The sequence below is a fragment of the Vibrio genomosp. F10 str. ZF-129 genome, from assembly GCF_000287055.2.
Lineage (GTDB): Bacteria > Pseudomonadota > Gammaproteobacteria > Enterobacterales > Vibrionaceae > Vibrio.
Genome location: NZ_AJYQ02000099.1, coordinates 13,355 through 31,556, shown reverse-complemented (window position 1 = coordinate 31,556; position 18,202 = coordinate 13,355). Strand labels below are relative to the sequence as shown.

Genomic DNA, 18,202 nt, shown 5'->3' with positions numbered 1-18,202 from the left:
CGCCGCTAAGCCATCAGCGACAGTGGCCGTTCCGGTTATCGCGCCAGTCGTCGCAGAAAACTCGACACTTCAAGAGACCCGTGATACCGAAAAGGTCGTGACTCGTTTAACCACGACTATCGATGGGCTTGAGTATCGAGTCCCTTACACCAATGACCAAGACGGCCAATTTTATATGGAGCATGGTTTACCATGGAACCGCTTAGATTACACCGCGGCGACCGAAGTGTGTGATGCTATGAGTATGCGTTTACCGTTAGAAAAGGAATGGGAAACGTTACTGGCGGCGGAAATCATGCTTGATAACAATTGGCCGATGCACTTGCCTTATTGGGGATACGAGAAAAAAGGGCTGTTCACCAGCGGAAAGGTCAGTCAGTTGAAAGGGACCTCTCTTTTGAATATCGTGTGTGTCAAATAATACGGTAAGGGACTACGACGGTTTATCAATCTCTTTAGCTAATTGAAGGTATTTGTTTTCAACAAAATCTTTCTCTTTGCTGAGGTGTTGCATCTGCTGCTGAACCTCTTTTAGCTCTTGTTTCATCGCATCGACATCTTCATGACTGCCGCCTTGCTCAGCCTGCTGTTTGTATTCTTCAATCGTATTAAGCAATTGCTCTTTTTCGGTTTGATACTGAATGGCGAGGTCCTGGAACCCTCCTGCTTCACTAATCTGAATATATTCTTGTTCTAGTTTCTCGAAATCTTTTTCGAGAAGCGCATTTTGTTCACGCAAACCTTCGACCGTATCTGTTTGTGAAAATAACTTTTTCTTCGTGATTTGTAATCCTTTGACGCTTTTATTCAAATCCCCTTTGAGCTTTCGAATGAGTTTATGAGATTTATTTAGCTTAAGATTTAAATCATCAATGGAAGCTTGCTCCTCTGCACTCACATGCTGGGCGGTAGAGCTTCGCAGCAGTGCCATTTGGCTTTCTAATGCCTGTTGCAGTTGAATCAAGTCAGTGAGTGTGTCGTTGTTCTCTGAGGCATAATTAAGGGCGTTGTCGACGGACTGTTGGCACAGATGCAGAGTATTGTCATCGATGCCTTTGCTTGTGCTTGGTTTGTTGAACCCGTGCGCAAATTTTCGAAACTCTCGAATGATGAGGAGCAGAATAATGAACCAACCACTCAGAATCACTAAGCCAAGATCAATGGCGAGCATCCCGAGAATTTCTTCAGTCAGTAAATCCGTTATTGACATATTATTCACTTATTGCAGTGGTTTACTTAACAGGTAAGTTTAGTCGTTATAAAAATTTGTGCCTATACTTTGAACAGGTTACATCGAGGAAGATGAAAGTTTGTGAAGGTTCTAATTGTTGATGACAGTAAAGCGACGTTGGAAATTGTTCGGCGGTCACTTGAAAAATACCCGTATATGCGCTTATCGATTAATAAAGCGGATAGCGGTGCGGACGCGTTGGTACTGGTGGAAGAGTGGAAGCCCGATATCCTTTTGACCGATTGGTACATGCCAGGGATGACGGGGCTAGAGTTGATTGAAATAGTCACCGAACGCAATCCAGATATCAAGACCGCGATGATAACCATGGTCGATGATGAGCAGTTGATTGTTAAAGCACAGAATGCAGGCGCGTTATTTGTACAGTCGAAACCGTTTGAAGATGAGGATTTACATCAGCACCTTCGCCCGCTGACCACCACGATAGGCGACAAAGGCATGTTGGGTGAGCCGACAGAATATCAAGGCGACCTTGCTCTTCCTCAAGTGTCTCAGCTTGAAAAGCACATGCAGCGTATCGTTTCTGATGATATGACGCTGTATATGATCCACCCTCAAGAGTTTGATGAAACTAAACTGCCATGCTTGATGGCTATGTATGTGGATAGCGAAACTCAAAAACCCAAAACCATTGCATTACTTGATCTGCAAGCCATCTGCTTGTTTGCCCAAGGGAATAAAAAATTGACAGAAAAAGACTTTCAGCATGCCCTTGATAGTCGGGTTGTCAGTAAAGAGATATTAGACTCATGTCATAAAACCCTAACGGATACAGCCTTAGCCTTTTTAGATAATCGGACCAAAAAAAGCTTACGTCTAAAGAGTGTTAGCTTGCTGCCCCATACCTTCGAAAAGTTGGAAAAGCTGTTTGCAAAGGGCCCCGAAGAGCGAGTCGACTTTTCGTGTGAAATAGGAGACTCCGAGCAAGGAAAAGTAACATTAGTCGGGTATTAGTCGCGTTAAGTTGTTAATGTGAAATTGCTGATGATAAATAAGAAAAGGGTCAATGGATTCGTCTTTAAACCTTTCATTTATTTTCACGTCTTAACTCAATTAGCAGTTAGCAGTTAGCAGTTAGCAGTGAGCGTTTTTCGGTATCGAGCTCTCTTTTCTATACACTATTGTAAAGGTAGATAATGCAAATTCCTGATGTCGTATATGGTTTCTATTTTGATCACAATGGAGACTCCCAAAAGATTGCACCTGACTCAATAGTCAATATTGATAGACCACACTGGCTTCATTTTGATTACACCTCGGAAGCGACCATCGAATGGCTCAGAGAGCACAGCCAGCTAAACTCGATTGTGATTGATGCGCTTCTCAACGAGGAAACGCGGCCAAGGACAACGGTGCTGGGTGATGGGTTATTGATATCACTAAGGGGGGTAAATCTAGCGGCAGGCAGTAACCCCGAAGATATGGTCTCTATTCGTTTGTGGGTCACAAAAGACAAAGTAATCAGCACCCGTCGCCGTAAATTGCTTTCAACGCTAGATATTGCCAATGAATTTGAGCAAGGAAGTGGACCTGGTTCACCACCAAAGTTCGTCATTGATTTAACCGAGAAGCTCATTTCGAGAATGAGTGAAACCATCAACGAGATAGAAGAAAAAGTGGCGGATATTGAAGAGAATATCATCACTGCGACCAATTATAGCTTGCGTAATGATCTCTCTGTTTTGCGTCGGCAAATTATTTCTTTAAGGCGGTATCTCGCGCCACAAAAAGAAGCGATGCTGCAATTGCTCAGTGAAAAAATCACTCTGTTTTCAATGGAAGAAAAAATTCAACTGCGGGAAACGCTCGATCACTTGGTTCGCTATATTGAAGATTTAGATTCGATAAAAGACCGAGCCGCGGTGAGTCAAGAAGAGCTGAGTAATCGCCTTGCTGAGCAGATGAACAATCGTATGTATGTGTTATCAATTGTTGCTGCGATCTTCTTACCCTTGGGTTTTCTGACTGGGCTGTTAGGGATCAATGTTGGTGGTATCCCCGGCGCAGAAAATAGTGCTTCTTTTGCTATCTTCACATTGCTGTTGATGGGTGTCGTCGCCATTCAAGTTTGGATTTTCAAAAAGAAAAATTGGTTCTAAGCAAAAGCTAGATCTCGACACCTGGAAATAAATGCAGCGCCTGCTCTATCAGTTCGACTTTATGGCTTTTTTCGAGATAAATGGCATAAATTTCACGAGAATAGATAGGCGCATCTTCAACAATAAACAATCGATCGTTTGAGACATATTCAAACGCCATTTGTTTAGGCAAGTAGGCACTTCCTCCGGCATCCAAAATAAAGTTTAACGCCACCCTAGGTTGATTGATGTGGTGTTTTGCCGCCCCAACATCTTTAAAGGCCCGAGTATGCTGGCTATTTACCGATTCACCATAATCGACCACGATGTAATCATCGAGCAGTAAATCTTGGTATTGGGTATTTTGGTGTGTGGTGACTAAGTACAAAGGGACCGTTGCTACCTTTTCAGTTTTCATATCGTCAATAAACGGAGGTTCGAATAGAAACGCCACATCCATCAAGCGATTCAACACATTTTTTCGAAGCTCGGTGGGGGAATAGGTACTTGTGTACAAGCTCACGTCATCAATGTTGCGATGGATTTTCTTTAGCCATCCTTGAAGTACGATATCCCAAATGGACATCACTGAGCCGATCACCAATTGGTGAGCATCATTTTCGGCTATGCCCACATCTTGCTTGGTTTTGTTCCACATGAAAATCATGTCGTTGGCGTGCTTAATCATGCGATGACCTTCCGCGGTCATTTTTAAGTTTTTGTGGCTGCGGTCAAAGAGCAAGACCCCTAACTCTTCCTCAAGTAATTTGATTCTTGCACTCACCGCTGACTGGGTTAGATATAAGTTTTCGGATGCGACTCTAAAATGCAGCGTACGGGCTACTTCCAAAAAGGTCGTCAATAGTTCGATTTTCATACATAAACCCCTTGTCTAATCGATTTTTTTTATTAAACCGACAATAATTTATCGTTTTATTGTTTTCGATACCCACTATACACTTCCCGAAAATCAAATCACTAGCCAATATACGCAGACTAAAAAGGCACATTCCATGAAAATAGCCATTCTTTCAAGAAACCCAAATCTCTACTCAACTCGCCGACTAAAAGAAGCGGGCGAAGCCATGGGACATGAAGTTGATATTATCGACACCTTGCACTGCTATATGGATATTACGAGCAGCCGCCCAACTGTTCGATACCACGGTGAAGAACTGCCAATGTACGATGCGATTATTCCTCGTATTGGTGCTTCTGTGACTTTTTACGGAACCGCGGTTGCGCGACAGTTTGAAATGATGGGCACATTTAACGTTAACGAATCGGTGGCAATCAGCCGCTCTCGTGACAAGTTGCGTTCATTGCAATTGTTATCTCGTAAAGGCATTGGTTTGCCAAGAACGGGTTTCGCTAGCAAGCCAGACAATATTAAAGACTTAATCAAAAATGTTGGTGGTGCACCCGTGGTGATCAAGTTGCTGGAAGGAACACAAGGTATTGGGGTGGTATTGGCCGATACCGCAAAAGCGGCAGAAGCCATTATTGAAGCGTTTATGGGGCTGAAAGCGAATATCTTAGTACAAGAGTTCGTCAAAGAGGCGGGTGGTGCTGATATTCGTTGCCTAGTTGTCGGTGGCCGAGTGGTTGCAGCTATGAAGCGTCAGGGCGCAGAAGGTGAATTCCGTTCTAATTTACACCGAGGTGGTTCGGCTGAAGTCGTGAAACTCACCAAAGCAGAACGCGAAACCGCTGTTAATGCAGCCAAAGTGATGGGGTTGAATTTCTGTGGTGTGGACTTACTTCGTTCTCAAAGTGGCCCAATGGTTATGGAAGTGAACTCTTCACCAGGGCTTGAAGGCATCGAAACCGCCACAGGAAAAGACGTGGCAGGCATGGTCTTTAGCTTTATTGAGAAAAGCGCGAAACCGCACCACAATAAAACACGCGGCAAAGGTTAAACACTCACAGGAAAAGATGAAGAGCTGGTCATTAAACCACTGGCTCTTTCACTACTGACCCTTTAACCCTATGCGTTCATTAAGTTTCTATCGTCATGGTTACACGGATATTGAGAACATTATGCACACACTAAGAATTGGTGAATTTGAAATACTGCCCGGTGAACAGCGTAAAATTGAACTACCTGTTGCGAAACTCTATACCGATGCCAATGTGTCATTACCGGTTTATATTATTCGCGCCAAGAAACCAGGGCCAACGATTTTCATTAGCGCTGCGGTTCATGGTGATGAGCTCAATGGTATTGAAATAATACGACGCCTAATCAGCCAGAGAAAGTTCAAATTGACGCGTGGCACAGTTATCGCCGTGCCAATGGTGAATGTGTACGGTGTGGTGAACCAAAGCCGGTATATGCCTGATAGACGTGACCTTAACCGATGCTTTCCTGGTTCGGCTAAAGGCTCTTTGGCCGGCAGAGTAGCGCATATTTTCCTTAATGAGATCGTTAAGCATTGTGACTATGGTATCGATTTGCATACGGGGGCGATAAACCGTTCGAACCTACCGCAAATTAGAGCCAATCTTTCAGATCCAGAAACCAAAGAGCTCGCGCTAGAGTTTGGTGTACCGGTTGTATTGAACTCGAATATTATCGACGGATCTTTGCGTGAATCTGCCGTGAAGAATCAAACCAAAGTTCTGCTTTATGAAGCAGGAGAAGCGCTGCGATTTGATGAATTTTCAATTCGAGCAGGTATGAAAGGGATCGTGAATGTCCTCAAGCATTTAGGGATGTTGAGACGCTCAGCAAGGTCTAAAAAGTTGAAAAAAGAACCGTTTATTGCCAATGGCAGTCAATGGCTCAGAGCCAACGCCAGTGGTATTGTGAATCATAAGGTTGATCTTGGTGAGCAAGTAGTAAAAGGCGATGTTTTGGCCGACATTGGCAGCCCTTATGGCGATATTATCGACAAAGTGATTGCCAGCCGTTCCGGCATTATTATTGGTCAGCAAAATATCCCCTTAGTACAAGAAGGCGAAGCGATGTTCCATATCGCGTATTTTTCAGAAGATGACGAAGATATCGCCGAACATATTGAAAATGTTATTGATGATTTAATCCCGACGAAAGAAGGCTAATGCTATGCCAAAAACAAAAAAAATCGTTATCGGTCGATTGGAGTCGATTGCACTTCCCGATTTGTCGATAGAAAACATGCACGTTCGTGTTGATACTGGTGCAAAAACCTCGTCATTGCATGTTGATAATATTGTGAAGATAAAAAAGAACGGTAAACCGCACGTAAGCTTTGATATCCACCCTGACGTTCATAATGTAGATACAGTCGTGAGTTGTGTTGCCGCGATTAATGACATTAGAAATGTAAAATCGTCAAATGGTGAAGTTGAAGAGCGTTATGTCATAAAGACATCCATGGTGTTAGGTGAGCAAACTTGGCCTATTGAGATTACCTTAACGGATCGTTCTGATATGAGTTATTTAATGCTCTTTGGGCGTGAAGCAATGGGCGATCGTTGCTTGGTCGATCCCTCTAAAGTGTTTATCGGTTCGTAACCTTAGCAATGAAGGAGTAGTGGGTGTTTGAAGAAATAAAAAGTGTATTGGCGCACAATGTCATCACAGTCTCGGGCGAGCCCGTTTCTCTGGGTGATATTTTGCTGATTCCGGCGGTATTGATCATCGGTTTTGTCGTGACTAAATACGCAGTCCGTGCCATTACCAGACGATTGACCAGTAAAAAAACAGACCCCAATGTCATACATTTATTGCAACGTGTTTTGTATGTTATTGCAATTGGCATACTCATCATTACCACGTTGGACTTTATTAATGTGCCAATCACAGCCTTTGCTTTTCTTTCCGGAGCAATAGCGATTGGCTTTGGTTTTGGCGCCCAAAACATAATTAACAACTTCATTAGCGGTTGGATACTCATGTGGGAACGGCCGATACGTATTGGTGATTTTCTTGAAGTTGAAAATGCCAAGGGAGTTGTGGAGCAGATAAATACGCGTTCTACACGTATTCGTCGTGTGGATGGTGTTCATTTACTGATCCCAAATAGCAAACTACTCGAGAATACCGTGGTGAACTGGACGCTAGTAGATAGGCTAGTCAGAACTTCGGTACGTATTGGGGTTGCCTATGGTTCACCAGCGAAAAAGGTCGCGGATTTAATTTTACAAGCCACAACCGAGCAGAAAGAGGTATTGACCGAGCCCGCTCCTTTTGTCTCTTTTGAAGACTTTGGTGATAATGCACTTATCTTTGAAGTTATTTATTGGATAGATTCACAGGTTGAAGGTGGCTTGCGTCGCAGCCGAAGTCAGATCCGATTTAGATTGGATGAGTTGTTAGAGCAAGAGGGTATTGTCATCGCATTCCCTCAGCGAGATGTGCACATCGACGGCTCGATAAAGTTAATCCAGTAAACGATTCAAGGTTGAATCATAAAAAAGGGCTTAAGTGAAAACTTAAGCCCTTTTGCATTGCATCGTTGAGTATTGTTCGATCAACGCATCGTTACAAATTCTTCGCTACCAGTAGGGTGAATCGCCACGACTGCATCAAAGTCGGCTTTGGTTGCGCCCATTTTCATTGCAACGGCGAAACCTTGGATCATTTCGTCTACTGTAAAGCCGATACCGTGCAGGCCCACGACTTTTTCATCTTCTCCTGCGCAGACAAGCTTCATCTTACAAGGTTGACGGTGCTTGGTTACCGCGGTGTACATCGCCGTAAAACCAGAGGTGTAGACTTTAACGTTCTCTTTGCCGTATTGCTCTTCCGCTTCTTGAGTCGTTAGACCAATGGTGCCGATAGGTGGGTGGCTAAAGACAACCGTTGGAACAAGATCGTAATCCATTTTGGCGTTGGTTTGGCCATTAAACAGTCTTTCAGACAGCGTACGACCCGCTTTAACCGCGATAGGGGTCAGCTCGATACCGCCTTCCATGATGTCGCCAACACAGTAGATACCTTTCACATTGGTTTCTTGGTACTCATCAACTTTGATGTAACCGCGATCGTTGGTTGCAACGCCTGTCGCTTCAAGATTGATAGCATCCGTTGCTGGATGACGGCCAATAGCCCAAATCACCTCATCAACATTTTGGCTGTTGCCGTTCTCTAGGTGAAGGGTTAGGCTGCCATCGGCTTCTTTAGTCACTTCTTTTGGAACCGAGTTGGTATGAAGCGTTGGGCCTTCGGTGTTCATCACTTCAACCAGTGTCTCAATGATCATTGGGTCAAAGCTGCGAATAGGGGTTTCTTTACGACAGAATAAGTGCGTTTCTGTCCCTAGCGCGTGTAGTACACCTGCAATTTCAACGGCGATGTAACCAGCCCCAATCACTGCCACACGTTTAGGCTGCTCTTTCAAATCGAAAAAGCCGTTTGAATCGATACCGTATTCAGCACCTGGGATGTTTGGAATGGTCGGACGGCCACCCACAGCAATAAGAATATGATCCGCTGTGTAGTGTTCACCGTTCACTTCAATCGTTTTGGCATCGACACCTTGTCCAGAAACAAAACGCGCAAAACCTTTGATCACATGAACTTTGTTGTTACCTAAAACGCGATCGTAAGATTCGTGAATACGGCCAATGTACGCTTGGCGGCTTTCGATCATTTTGTTCCACTTGAACTCTTTCAGTTCAACATCAAAACCGTAATCTTCTGCATACAAGTTAATGGCTTCAGCAACTTGAGCACCGTGCCACATGACCTTTTTAGGAACACAACCAACGTTCACACAGGTTCCGCCAAGATCTTGAGCTTCAATCAGTGCAACTTTAGCACCGTGCATAGCCGCGCGATTCGCAGAGGCAATACCGCCAGAGCCGCCGCCGATACAGATATAATCAAAATGAGTTGCCATTATTCTTCCTTTCTCTAATTTATTATAAGTCTTTATGTTCGAATGAATGATTTCATACCATTTACTCTGGCACAATCCAATCGACTTTAATGTGTCCTGTTGCTGGTGCAATCGCCTCTTTTAAGAAAGGTAAAATTTCTTTCATTTGGCTTTCCAGCTTCCATGGCGGATTGATGACAATCATACCCGATGCGGTCATCCCACGCTCATTGGTATCCGGTGAAACGCCGAGCTCAATTTGCAGTATGTTACGAATGCCTAGGCCTTCCAAGCCCTCAATCATATCTTCAATATCACAGCGATTCACTACAGGGTACCAGATCGCGTAAATCCCTGTCGCCCAACGCTTGTGACTTTGAGCAATGGCCGTGACCACATCTCGATATTCTTTAGCAAGTTCATAAGGGGGATCAATCAAGACTAAACCACGGCGTTCTTTAGGTGGAAGGCTGCCTTTTAGGCGTTGAAACCCATCTTCTTTATAAATTCTCACCTGGCGATCACGATGAAACTCTTGCTCCAACAGGGGATAGTCGCTCGGATGCAGTTCGGTGAGTACCATTCGGTCTTGAGGGCGTAGGTGAGCACGGGCAACACAAGGCGAACCGGGGTAATAACGCAGCGTGTCACTGTCATTCAATTGTTTGATGGCGTCTAGGTAGCTTTGGATATCTTCAGGGATATTCTCTTGCGCCCAAAGACGCGCAATACCTTGTTTGTACTCGCTGGTTTTCTCTGACCATTCGTGAGTCAGGTCATAACGGCCTACCCCAGAATGCGTGTCGTGATAGACAAATGGCTTCTCTTTTTGTTGTAAGGCGTTCAGTATTAAGCTCTGAACGATGTGCTTAACAACATCGGCATGGTTGCCGGCATGAAAACTGTGGCGATAACTTAGCAAATTAGACTCTCAAACACTCATCGATAAAGTGCGCATAATTGAAATATACTGTTAAGAGGATTATACGCCACTATTGAAATTTCCATAACCTACCTATATTTAGTATTTACTATAAATAACAAATTTCGAGATCAGCACACTTGCTTTGTCTCTTACTAATTAGCTTCACCGTCAAAAGGATTGCTTATGTCGAACCCGCTATTAACTTTCACTGATTTACCGCCCTTTTCTCAGATCAAGCCTGAGCATGTAAAGCCAGCCGTTGAACAATTAATTGCTGATTGTCGTGAAAAAATTGAACAAGTCTTACAAGACAATAGCAACCCTAGTTGGCAAAACCTGATTGCACCAATTGAAGAAGCCGACGATAAGCTGGGTCGTGCATGGTCGCCAGTGAGCCATTTAAACTCGGTAATGAATAGCGAAGAGCTTCGCGAAGCGTATGAAAGTTGCTTACCGATTTTATCGGAATACGGCACATGGGTCGGTCAGCACAAAGGGCTGTTTGAAGCGTACCAGCGTATTCAGGCGAGCGATGAGTTTGACACCCTGACGCACGCGCAGAAAAAGTGCATCACCAATTCATTGCGAGACTTTGAGCTTTCCGGTATTGGTTTGCCAGCGGATGAGCAGCACCGCTACGGTGAAATTAGTAAGCGCATGTCAGAGCTGGGCTCCCAGTTTTCGAATAATGTTCTCGACGCAACAATGGGCTGGAGCAAGTTGATTGCCGATGAGAGCGAGCTTGCGGGCATGCCAGAGTCTGCTATTGCAGCAGCGAAAGCCACAGCAGAAGCGAAAGAACTTGAAGGGTACTTGCTGACGCTAGATATACCGTCATACCTTCCGGTTATGACGTATTGTGATAACCAGGCGCTGCGTGAAGAGCTTTACCAAGCTTACGTGACTCGCGCGTCTGACCGTGGCCCGAATGCGGGTCAATGGGATAACACTGATCTGATTGCCGAGCAGCTGAAATTGCGCCATGAAATCGCTCGTATGCTCGGATTTAATACCTTCAGCGAAAAATCATTGGCCACCAAAATGGCAGAAACGCCAGAACAGGTGCTTGGTTTTTTGAACGACCTAGCGGTTAAAGCCAAACCACAAGCGATGCGAGAAGTGGAAGAGTTGCGCCAGTTTGCGGCAAAAGAGTTCGGCGTAACCGAGCTGAACTTGTGGGATATCGCTTACTATAGCGAAAAGCAGAAGCAGCATTTGTTCGAAATTTCAGATGAAGATCTTCGCCCATATTTCCCTGAGTCGAAAGCAGTCAGTGGTTTATTTGAAGTGCTTAACCGTGTGTTTGGCATGACAGTAAAAGAGCGCCAAGATGTCGATACATGGCACGAATCGGTTCGTTTCTTCGATATCTTTGACGCTAACGAACAGCTTCGTGGCAGCTTTTATCTTGACCTTTATGCGCGTGAGCACAAGCGTGGTGGTGCATGGATGGATGATTGTCGAGGACGTCGCATGACCGAAAGTGGCGAACTGCAAAGCCCGGTTGCCTATTTAACGTGTAACTTTAATAAACCCGTCGGTGATAAGCCTGCATTGTTTACCCACGATGAAGTTGTTACCTTGTTCCATGAGTTTGGCCACGGTATTCATCATATGCTCACTCAGGTGGATGCGGGCGACGTGTCTGGTATTAATGGTGTGCCTTGGGATGCGGTTGAGTTGCCAAGTCAGTTCTTAGAAAACTGGTGTTGGGAAGAAGAGGCGTTAGCGTTTATTTCAGGTCACTACCAAACCGGTGAAGCGTTGCCAAAAGCGATGTTGGATAAAATGATGGCAGCCAAGAACTTCCAATCGGCCATGTTTATCATGCGTCAGCTTGAGTTCGGCCTATTTGACTTCACACTCCACACGGAATTTGATCCTGAGGTTGGCCCACGTGTTTTAGAAACCTTGGCCGAAGTGAAATCAAAAGTAAGTGTATTACCAAGCCTTGAGTGGAATCGTTTCTCTCATAGCTTTAGTCATATCTTTGCAGGTGGTTATAGCGCAGGTTACTACAGCTATTTATGGGCGGAAGTGTTGTCATCGGATGCATTCTCTCGTTTTGAAGAAGAAGGCATCTTTAACAAGGAAACAGGAAAAAGCTTCCTGAATAATATTTTAGAAATGGGTGGCAGTGACGAACCTATGACGCTGTTTAAACAGTTCAGAGGGCGTGAGCCTCAGATCGATGCCATGCTAAGACATGCGGGTATTGAAGCTTAATGCCGATATTTTAACATTTAGGCAGATTGCTCACTAAATAAAGAGCGCTCACTAAATAAAGAGCGCAATCTGAAATGAGACAATAGACCCAAAAAGCCACTCTTTGAATAACAGAAAGAGTGGCTTTTTAGTGTTAACAACAGTGAACGTCTTGGCGTGGTATCAGCGGCGTCATTAAGTCGATGAATCGGCGAGTTTTTGTTTCAACCATTTGTCGATAGAAAGTGGGCCTGCTCCCCAAACCACCACAATAAGTATCATCAGCCCCCATAGCTGGTGGTCATAGAAACCACGTTCCCAGAGTAAGGGGTAAGAGACAACGGCGACGATATTAAACAAAAATAATACTGCGGCCATCGGTCTTGTAAACAAGCCAAGTGCGAAGAATATTGGAAGAATGAGTTCAGCCGCCGTCCCCGTGTAGGCAGCCAATTCCCATGGCAAGAGTGGTACCACATATTCGTATTCAAACAGATACAAGGTACTTTCCCACGATGCTATTTTCACCAAACCCGAATTGAAAAAGACCCAAGCAACCCAGAGTCGGCAAAACAGCAGCAATAATGGAACAAAGACGCCTTGTAGCTTAGCGATAAGCGTATTGTACGGGTCAATAATGTTGGTTATTTGATTACTCATGGTGCTTCTCCTTAGGGCTGGCAATAGTAAAGCCCACCACTAAATTTAGGCGTATCAGTTGTTCAAGGTGAGTCAATAAGGACGTGTCAATTTCCGCTAGCGTTGCTTTTTTTTGTAAGTTCATCAGCAATTGATAAGGTTCATGATTGAGTTTGGCGCTCCAAGCAGCTCCATCAGGATGACAGGCGATCACCCCAACTTCTGGTGTGTGAATATCTAGGTCTTCGAACCGTTCTGTTTGTATGGCGACACTCAATGAGAACACGGCACAGCTCGAAGCAAAATGTGACACACCAGGGGCAAGGTGAAACTGGAGTTGGCTGTGCTCATCACTCGACAGTTGAGCAAGGTTTGCTAAAGGCTGTAGTGAACGAGAGTCTTGGTGCTGCGAAAAGCATTGCTGCGCAGTATCTAAGCTCCATTCAAAACGAGCGACCTCAGTCAGGTAGGGCGCGGCTTCGATGACGTTTGGAAACTGTTCAATGGTTTGGGCAAACCCTTCACCATAGAACGTCACATCGCCTAAAGTTAACGGTTGAGTGAGTACGTGTTGCCGTGCCATTTGCGTAAAGCATTCTTCTCCCACTAATTTCAGAATATTGGGATAGGTGGCTTCTAATGTTTCGCTAAGGCCAATAATGAAATTATTTCGATAGATTTGCATGCGTTCATCAGCGCTGAAGTGATCGCCTACAACCAGGCATTCATCGCCGCTGGCTTGATAATGCAGTGCTTTAGCAAACTGTTGTTGTACGTGAGCCAGTGAGGTGTTCATGAAGCCTCCTTGCAAGAAATCGCAGACAACAGGATCTGGTTCGCTTTTTCTGCTTCTTGGAGCAGTCTTTCTGGCGATGGTAAATCGAGGTCCCATTCAATCAGTGTATGACGACTGCCGTGTTTCGTGATCCACTGCTGATAAAGCGCCCAAACTTCGTCGCTGACGGGTTGGCTGTGTGTGTCGATCCAAATCTCGCCTTTGTCTAACTGTTTAACCGTAAAGCCAGCCAGGTGGATTTCGTCGACCATATCCGCGTTAATGGCGTTTAGGTAGGTTTGGCTGTTAAAACCATGATTAAAGGCCGAGACATGAACATTGTTTAAATCGAGCAGCAATCGGCAATCGGTACGTTTTTGCACCTCGGTGAGAAAGTCCCACTCGGTTAGGGTAGAGTGATTAAATTTGAGATAGCTTGATGGGTTTTCGATAAGAATTGGCCGCTTGAGTGCATCTTGGACTTCTTGCACGTTTCGACAAAACACCGCCAAGGCTTCTTCGGTATAAGGCAGTGGCAATAAGTCGTTAAAATAGTGCCCCCCGTTTTCGCTCCAGCTTAAATGCTCAGAAACCATGATGGGATTGATTTCATTAACCAGTTGTTTGAGTTGTGCTAAGTGCTGAGTATTTACTCGTTCGACACTACCTAGCGACAGACCGATTCCATGACAACTGATCTGATAATCGTTCATTAAGCGACGTAAGCTTTGACGAGGGGCTGAATGTGGTTGGAAGTAGTTTTCGCTATGGATTTCAAGCCAATTTAATTCGGGCTTTTGAGCTTGAAAGTAGGTGATGTGCGGGCTTCTTAATCCCACTCCGATGTGATCGTGATAGGTTGTCAAAACGAATCCCTTCCTACTTTTTAATATGCTGGATATAGCGGTTAAATGCTGACGTTGATTATTGCTAGGTCTACCTGTTGAGCAAATAGACCTAGCAACACTAGACTATTGAGCTTTTATGCTGACTCAGTACTGCCGCCTGTCAGTTTTCCACACAAGCCTTTCGGCACAACGACGAAGGCATCTTTTTGATTGTCGGCTTTAGCCGTACCCGCACATGAGCTGGTTTTGGTCGCACAATCATTTTTACCCATTTTAGAAACGCCGTAGCATTTCTCTTTTTCAGCAGCCATCGCAGGTGCAGCCGTAAGCATTGTGCCACCTAAAGCAATAAGACCAGTCACAGCAGCAGTAACAGCAAGATTTGATTTTTTCATTATTATTTCCTCAGACTTTATCGTTAGTTTGGGTCGCAAGCTGTGTTAGCTTGCTTAAGTGAGAAGATAGATATTCGACACAGAAACTTTCAATTTATTTACCATTTGTTAACGTTTTTTATTTGTTTCGTATTTATCTCTTTGATTTAAAGGCTAAAAAACAAACAATTAAATTGTTGGTTTTTGTCTCATCTGACGCTGTTGTTTAGGTTATAATCTCTTTTTATGTATAAATAACCAGTGGCGTAGCGTGATGGACCCTTCCTTACTACTTGATGGCCTTAATGATAAACAACGTGAAGCGGTTGCCGCTCCGCTAGAAAACCTTCTTATTCTTGCGGGGGCGGGCAGTGGTAAAACACGAGTGCTTGTTCACCGTATAGCCTGGCTGATGTCGGTAGAGCAAGCGTCTCCGTTTTCGATTATGTCGGTGACCTTTACCAATAAAGCGGCAGCAGAAATGCGTGGGCGCATCGACGAGTTGATGATGGGCAGTTCATCTGGAATGTGGAATGGAACCTTCCACGGGATCTGTCACCGAATTCTACGTGCTCACTATTTGGATGCAAAGCTGCCAGAAGACTTCCAGATTATAGATTCAGATGATCAGGTGCGATTGCTTCGCCGTTTAATTAAGGCGCAAAATCTCGATGAAAAGCAATGGCCTGCGAAACAAGCATCCTGGTGGATAAACGGTAAAAAAGATGAAGGATTACGCCCTCATCATGTTGACGCTTACCATGATCCCATTGCTAAAACCTACCTGAAAATATACGCAGCCTATCAAGAAGCGTGTGATCGCGCTGGGCTGGTGGATTTTGCTGAAATCTTACTGCGTGCTCATGAATTACTGCGCGACAATAAATTCATCCGAGAGCATTACCAGGCTCGCTTTAAACACATTCTGGTCGACGAATTCCAAGACACCAACAACATTCAATACGCTTGGCTTCGTATGATGGCAGGGCCTGATAGCCACGTAATGATTGTGGGCGATGATGACCAGTCAATCTATGGCTGGCGTGGTGCAAAAATAGAGAACCTTGAAAAATTCACCCATGAGTTCCCCAGTGTTAACACGGTTCGCCTGGAGCAAAATTATCGCTCCACCAAAACCATTCTTGAAGCATCGAATGCATTGATCGCTAACAATACCGAGCGAATGGGCAAAGAACTCTGGACCGATGGCGTCGAGGGCGAACCCATCTCGGTGTATTCCGCTTACAACGAGCTTGATGAAGCCCGCTTTACCGTGAGCAAAATAAAAGAGTGGCAAGAAAAAGGCGGCGCGTTGAATGATGCCGCGATGTTGTATCGAAACAATGCCCAGTCCCGTGTACTGGAAGAAGCACTTTTACAAGCGGGTTTGCCCTACCGAATTTATGGCGGCATGCGATTCTTCGAGCGTCAAGAAATCAGAGACGCTTTAAGTTACTTACGTTTGATCTCGAATCGCAATAATGATGCGGCGTTCGAGCGAGTTGTGAATACGCCAACCCGTGGCATTGGCGATAAAACCTTAGAAACTATTCGATTCGCGGCGCGTGATCGTGGTGCAACCATGTGGGAAACCTGTGTTGCCTTGCTTGATGAGAAAGTCTTAGCAGGGCGTGCTGCCAGTGCTTTGAGTCGTTTTGTTGAACTGATTGTGGCACTTGAAGATGACACGATCGACATGCCTTTGCATGAGCAAACCGACCACGTGATTAAGTCATCTGGCTTGTTTGCGATGTATGAACAAGAGAAAGGTGAAAAATCGAAAGCTCGAATTGAAAACCTGGAAGAGCTGGTGACCGCAACCCGTCAGTTTGAAAAGCCGGAAGAAGCGGAAGAAATGACCCTGCTAACGGCATTTTTGACGCACGCTGCATTGGAGTCTGGAGAAGGGCAAGCTGATGAGTTTGATGATGCGGTTCAGCTAATGACACTCCATAGTGCGAAAGGTCTCGAGTTTCCGATGGTCTTTATGGTGGGTGTAGAAGAAGGCATGTTCCCAAGCCAGATGTCGGCTGAAGAAGCAGGACGCCTAGAAGAAGAGCGCCGTCTATGCTACGTAGGGATGACTCGTGCTATGGAAAAACTGTACATCACTTATGCCGAAATGCGCCGTCTGTATGGGCAAGATAAATACCATAAACCCTCTCGCTTCATTAAAGAACTGCCTGAAACGTGTCTCGATGAAGTTCGGATGAAAGCGCAAGTAAGCAGACCAACCAGTGCTGGGCGCTTTAGTCAAACGGCAGTGAAAGAGAGCTTTAATGAGACTGGATTTAGTTTGGGCTCTAGGGTTAAGCATCCTAAATTTGGTGAAGGGACCATCATTAATTTTGAAGGCAGTGGGCCTCAGGGCCGGGTTCAAGTTGCCTTTAACGGTGAAGGTATCAAATGGTTGGTGACGGCTTACGCCAAACTAGAGCAAATGTAATAGAAGAGTCTGTCTCGTTATGATTGAGAAGGTGTGCATATAGCGCACCTTTTTTACGATTGAGATAACTCCAATCGTAGTCAATAACGGTTCACCCTAGCTGGTTAAAATACTCGATAACTGCGTTAGAATTTTTGATTGTAGAATAAATAAGATAAGTGTCGAATAGGTAGAACATAAAGAAAAACCCCGAGAGCTTGCGCTCGTCGGGGTCTATAGTCTTACTCGCAGCAATCCGGCTACTATAGGTGCTCCATGCATCTAATCCTTGATAGTGTGCTGTAATCCTTCAGCGTATTCCTTTCGTCGCCATCCTAGCGGTGTCCATGACCTTATCCTGGTCTGCCAACAATCCTCGTTAGCGCGCTTCACTTATTCCTTGAGCGGTGTCCCTTACATCATCCTGATGTTCAGTCCTTGCCTCATCCAGAGGTGTCCATTGTCTTTCCATAGTAGTAACCATCCTAGTTACTATTGCTTCCATTCAATGTCCATTTCGCTATCCTTGCCGACTACTCATCCTGAATAATCGAATCTTCATCCTGAAGATAACCTAGTCCTTGGAGTATCCTGTTCCGTGTCAGAATCCTTCCGACAGAGTTAATATTACGCTTTCTCTGATTCTCATCAACGTGGCGATCAGAGATTTATCGATGGAAACCCTGGCTAATAAAAGTACGTATCATTAATAATCAAGGGCTTATCATAATTTTGGTGATTATCTCTCGCTGATAAAGCGATATTGACTTACCTTGTTGTAAGAGATCTCTTACAAGCTGGGTAGGCGATAGCTGCAAAATTGATATTGAATTTTAATTCACATAAAGAGCATATCTAGTTATTTTTGACAGGT

16 protein-coding genes and 1 pseudogene are annotated in these 18,202 nt (G+C 44.7%); 9 read left to right on the top strand and 8 right to left on the bottom strand.

Annotation, left to right across the window (positions count from 1 at the left end; translation table 11 throughout):
• A pseudogene (locus A1QO_RS20410) lies at positions 1-421 on the top strand (SPOR domain-containing protein); the annotation flags it as partial.
• A 12-nt stretch (positions 422-433) separates the two neighbouring features.
• Here the strand turns inward: A1QO_RS20410 and A1QO_RS11895 are convergent.
• On the bottom strand, positions 434-1,210 hold the full coding sequence (locus A1QO_RS11895; protein ID WP_017035982.1) for a hypothetical protein: 777 nt from the start codon (positions 1,208-1,210) through the stop codon (positions 434-436).
• Positions 1,211-1,312: 102 nt separating this feature from the next.
• Here A1QO_RS11895 and A1QO_RS11890 point away from each other — a divergent pair, with 102 nt between their 5' ends.
• The gene (locus A1QO_RS11890) at positions 1,313-2,206 is read left to right on the top strand and encodes a response regulator transcription factor (RefSeq protein WP_017037233.1); all 894 of its coding nucleotides are present in this window, start codon (positions 1,313-1,315) and stop codon (positions 2,204-2,206) included.
• 182 nt (positions 2,207-2,388) lie between these two features.
• The gene (gene zntB, locus A1QO_RS11885; RefSeq protein WP_017035984.1) at positions 2,389-3,351 is read left to right on the top strand and encodes a zinc transporter ZntB; all 963 of its coding nucleotides are present in this window, start codon (positions 2,389-2,391) and stop codon (positions 3,349-3,351) included.
• 7 nt (positions 3,352-3,358) lie between these two features.
• On the opposite strand, the gene A1QO_RS11880 is transcribed toward zntB, so the two are convergent.
• Positions 3,359-4,207 carry a LysR family transcriptional regulator gene (locus A1QO_RS11880; protein WP_017040854.1) on the bottom strand — a complete coding sequence of 283 codons (849 nt, stop codon included), beginning with the start codon at positions 4,205-4,207 and terminating at the stop codon, positions 3,359-3,361.
• Between the two features lie 136 nt (positions 4,208-4,343).
• Between A1QO_RS11880 and rimK the strand changes: the two genes are divergently transcribed.
• The 4 genes from rimK (at position 4,344) to A1QO_RS11860 (ending at position 7,707) form a co-directional block, all read left to right on the top strand.
• Entirely contained in the window at positions 4,344-5,249 is a 906-nt protein-coding gene (rimK, locus tag A1QO_RS11875) for a 30S ribosomal protein S6--L-glutamate ligase (protein WP_017035986.1), read from the top strand.
• A gap of 121 nt (positions 5,250-5,370) precedes the next feature.
• Positions 5,371-6,393 (top strand): succinylglutamate desuccinylase/aspartoacylase family protein, encoded by a 1,023-nt coding sequence (locus A1QO_RS11870; protein WP_017040853.1) that lies wholly within the window; start codon positions 5,371-5,373, stop codon positions 6,391-6,393.
• A gap of 4 nt (positions 6,394-6,397) precedes the next feature.
• Entirely contained in the window at positions 6,398-6,829 is a 432-nt protein-coding gene (locus A1QO_RS11865; RefSeq protein ID WP_017035988.1) for an ATP-dependent zinc protease family protein, read from the top strand.
• A gap of 23 nt (positions 6,830-6,852) precedes the next feature.
• Positions 6,853-7,707 carry a mechanosensitive ion channel family protein gene (locus A1QO_RS11860; RefSeq protein ID WP_017035989.1) on the top strand — a complete coding sequence of 285 codons (855 nt, stop codon included), beginning with the start codon at positions 6,853-6,855 and terminating at the stop codon, positions 7,705-7,707.
• Positions 7,708-7,787: 80 nt separating this feature from the next.
• Here the strand turns inward: A1QO_RS11860 and gorA are convergent, their stop codons facing one another.
• Positions 7,788-9,158 carry a glutathione-disulfide reductase gene (gorA, locus tag A1QO_RS11855; protein ID WP_017040852.1) on the bottom strand — a complete coding sequence of 457 codons (1,371 nt, stop codon included), beginning with the start codon at positions 9,156-9,158 and terminating at the stop codon, positions 7,788-7,790.
• Between the two features lie 61 nt (positions 9,159-9,219).
• The gene (locus tag A1QO_RS11850) at positions 9,220-10,059 is read right to left on the bottom strand and encodes a 23S rRNA (adenine(2030)-N(6))-methyltransferase RlmJ (RefSeq protein WP_017040851.1); all 840 of its coding nucleotides are present in this window, start codon (positions 10,057-10,059) and stop codon (positions 9,220-9,222) included.
• Positions 10,060-10,245: 186 nt separating this feature from the next.
• Between A1QO_RS11850 and prlC the strand changes: the two genes are divergently transcribed.
• Entirely contained in the window at positions 10,246-12,288 is a 2,043-nt protein-coding gene (gene prlC, locus A1QO_RS11845) for an oligopeptidase A (protein ID WP_017040850.1), read from the top strand.
• A gap of 174 nt (positions 12,289-12,462) precedes the next feature.
• Here the strand turns inward: prlC and A1QO_RS11840 are convergent, their stop codons facing one another.
• The 4 genes from A1QO_RS11840 to A1QO_RS11825 form a co-directional block, all read right to left on the bottom strand.
• A complete protein-coding gene (locus tag A1QO_RS11840; RefSeq protein WP_017040849.1) occupies positions 12,463-12,927 on the bottom strand; it encodes a DoxX family protein in 465 nt (154 codons plus the stop codon).
• Positions 12,920-13,702, bottom strand: coding sequence for an HvfC/BufC N-terminal domain-containing protein (locus tag A1QO_RS11835; RefSeq protein WP_017040848.1), 783 nt, complete (start codon positions 13,700-13,702; stop codon positions 12,920-12,922). The genes A1QO_RS11840 and A1QO_RS11835 overlap by 8 nt, the downstream gene beginning before the upstream one ends.
• Positions 13,699-14,547, bottom strand: a complete 849-nt coding sequence (gene bufB / locus A1QO_RS11830) for an MNIO family bufferin maturase (protein WP_017035995.1) — start codon at positions 14,545-14,547, stop codon at positions 13,699-13,701. The genes A1QO_RS11835 and bufB overlap by 4 nt, the downstream gene beginning before the upstream one ends.
• A 116-nt stretch (positions 14,548-14,663) precedes the next feature.
• Entirely contained in the window at positions 14,664-14,924 is a 261-nt protein-coding gene (locus A1QO_RS11825; RefSeq protein ID WP_017035996.1) for a BufA1 family periplasmic bufferin-type metallophore, read from the bottom strand.
• A 250-nt stretch (positions 14,925-15,174) separates the two neighbouring features.
• On the opposite strand from A1QO_RS11825, the gene uvrD reads away from it, so the two are divergent.
• Entirely contained in the window at positions 15,175-17,349 is a 2,175-nt protein-coding gene (gene uvrD / locus A1QO_RS11820; RefSeq protein ID WP_026027053.1) for a DNA helicase II, read from the top strand.
• Positions 17,350-18,202: the final 853 nt, after the last annotated feature.

Coding starts and splice junctions, on each gene's coding strand:
- A1QO_RS11835 (WP_017040848.1), bottom strand. CDS start 13,702: ATGAACACCTCACTGGCTCACGTACAACAACAGTTTGCTAAAGCACTG.
- A1QO_RS11880 (WP_017040854.1), bottom strand. CDS start 4,207: ATGAAAATCGAACTATTGACGACCTTTTTGGAAGTAGCCCGTACGCTG.
- gorA (WP_017040852.1), bottom strand. CDS start 9,158: ATGGCAACTCATTTTGATTATATCTGTATCGGCGGCGGCTCTGGCGGT.
- rimK (WP_017035986.1), top strand. CDS start 4,344: ATGAAAATAGCCATTCTTTCAAGAAACCCAAATCTCTACTCAACTCGC.
- A1QO_RS11825 (WP_017035996.1), bottom strand. CDS start 14,924: ATGAAAAAATCAAATCTTGCTGTTACTGCTGCTGTGACTGGTCTTATT.
- prlC (WP_017040850.1), top strand. CDS start 10,246: ATGTCGAACCCGCTATTAACTTTCACTGATTTACCGCCCTTTTCTCAG.
- A1QO_RS11840 (WP_017040849.1), bottom strand. CDS start 12,927: ATGAGTAATCAAATAACCAACATTATTGACCCGTACAATACGCTTATC.
- A1QO_RS11870 (WP_017040853.1), top strand. CDS start 5,371: ATGCACACACTAAGAATTGGTGAATTTGAAATACTGCCCGGTGAACAG.
- zntB (WP_017035984.1), top strand. CDS start 2,389: ATGCAAATTCCTGATGTCGTATATGGTTTCTATTTTGATCACAATGGA.
- A1QO_RS11865 (WP_017035988.1), top strand. CDS start 6,398: ATGCCAAAAACAAAAAAAATCGTTATCGGTCGATTGGAGTCGATTGCA.
- A1QO_RS11895 (WP_017035982.1), bottom strand. CDS start 1,210: ATGTCAATAACGGATTTACTGACTGAAGAAATTCTCGGGATGCTCGCC.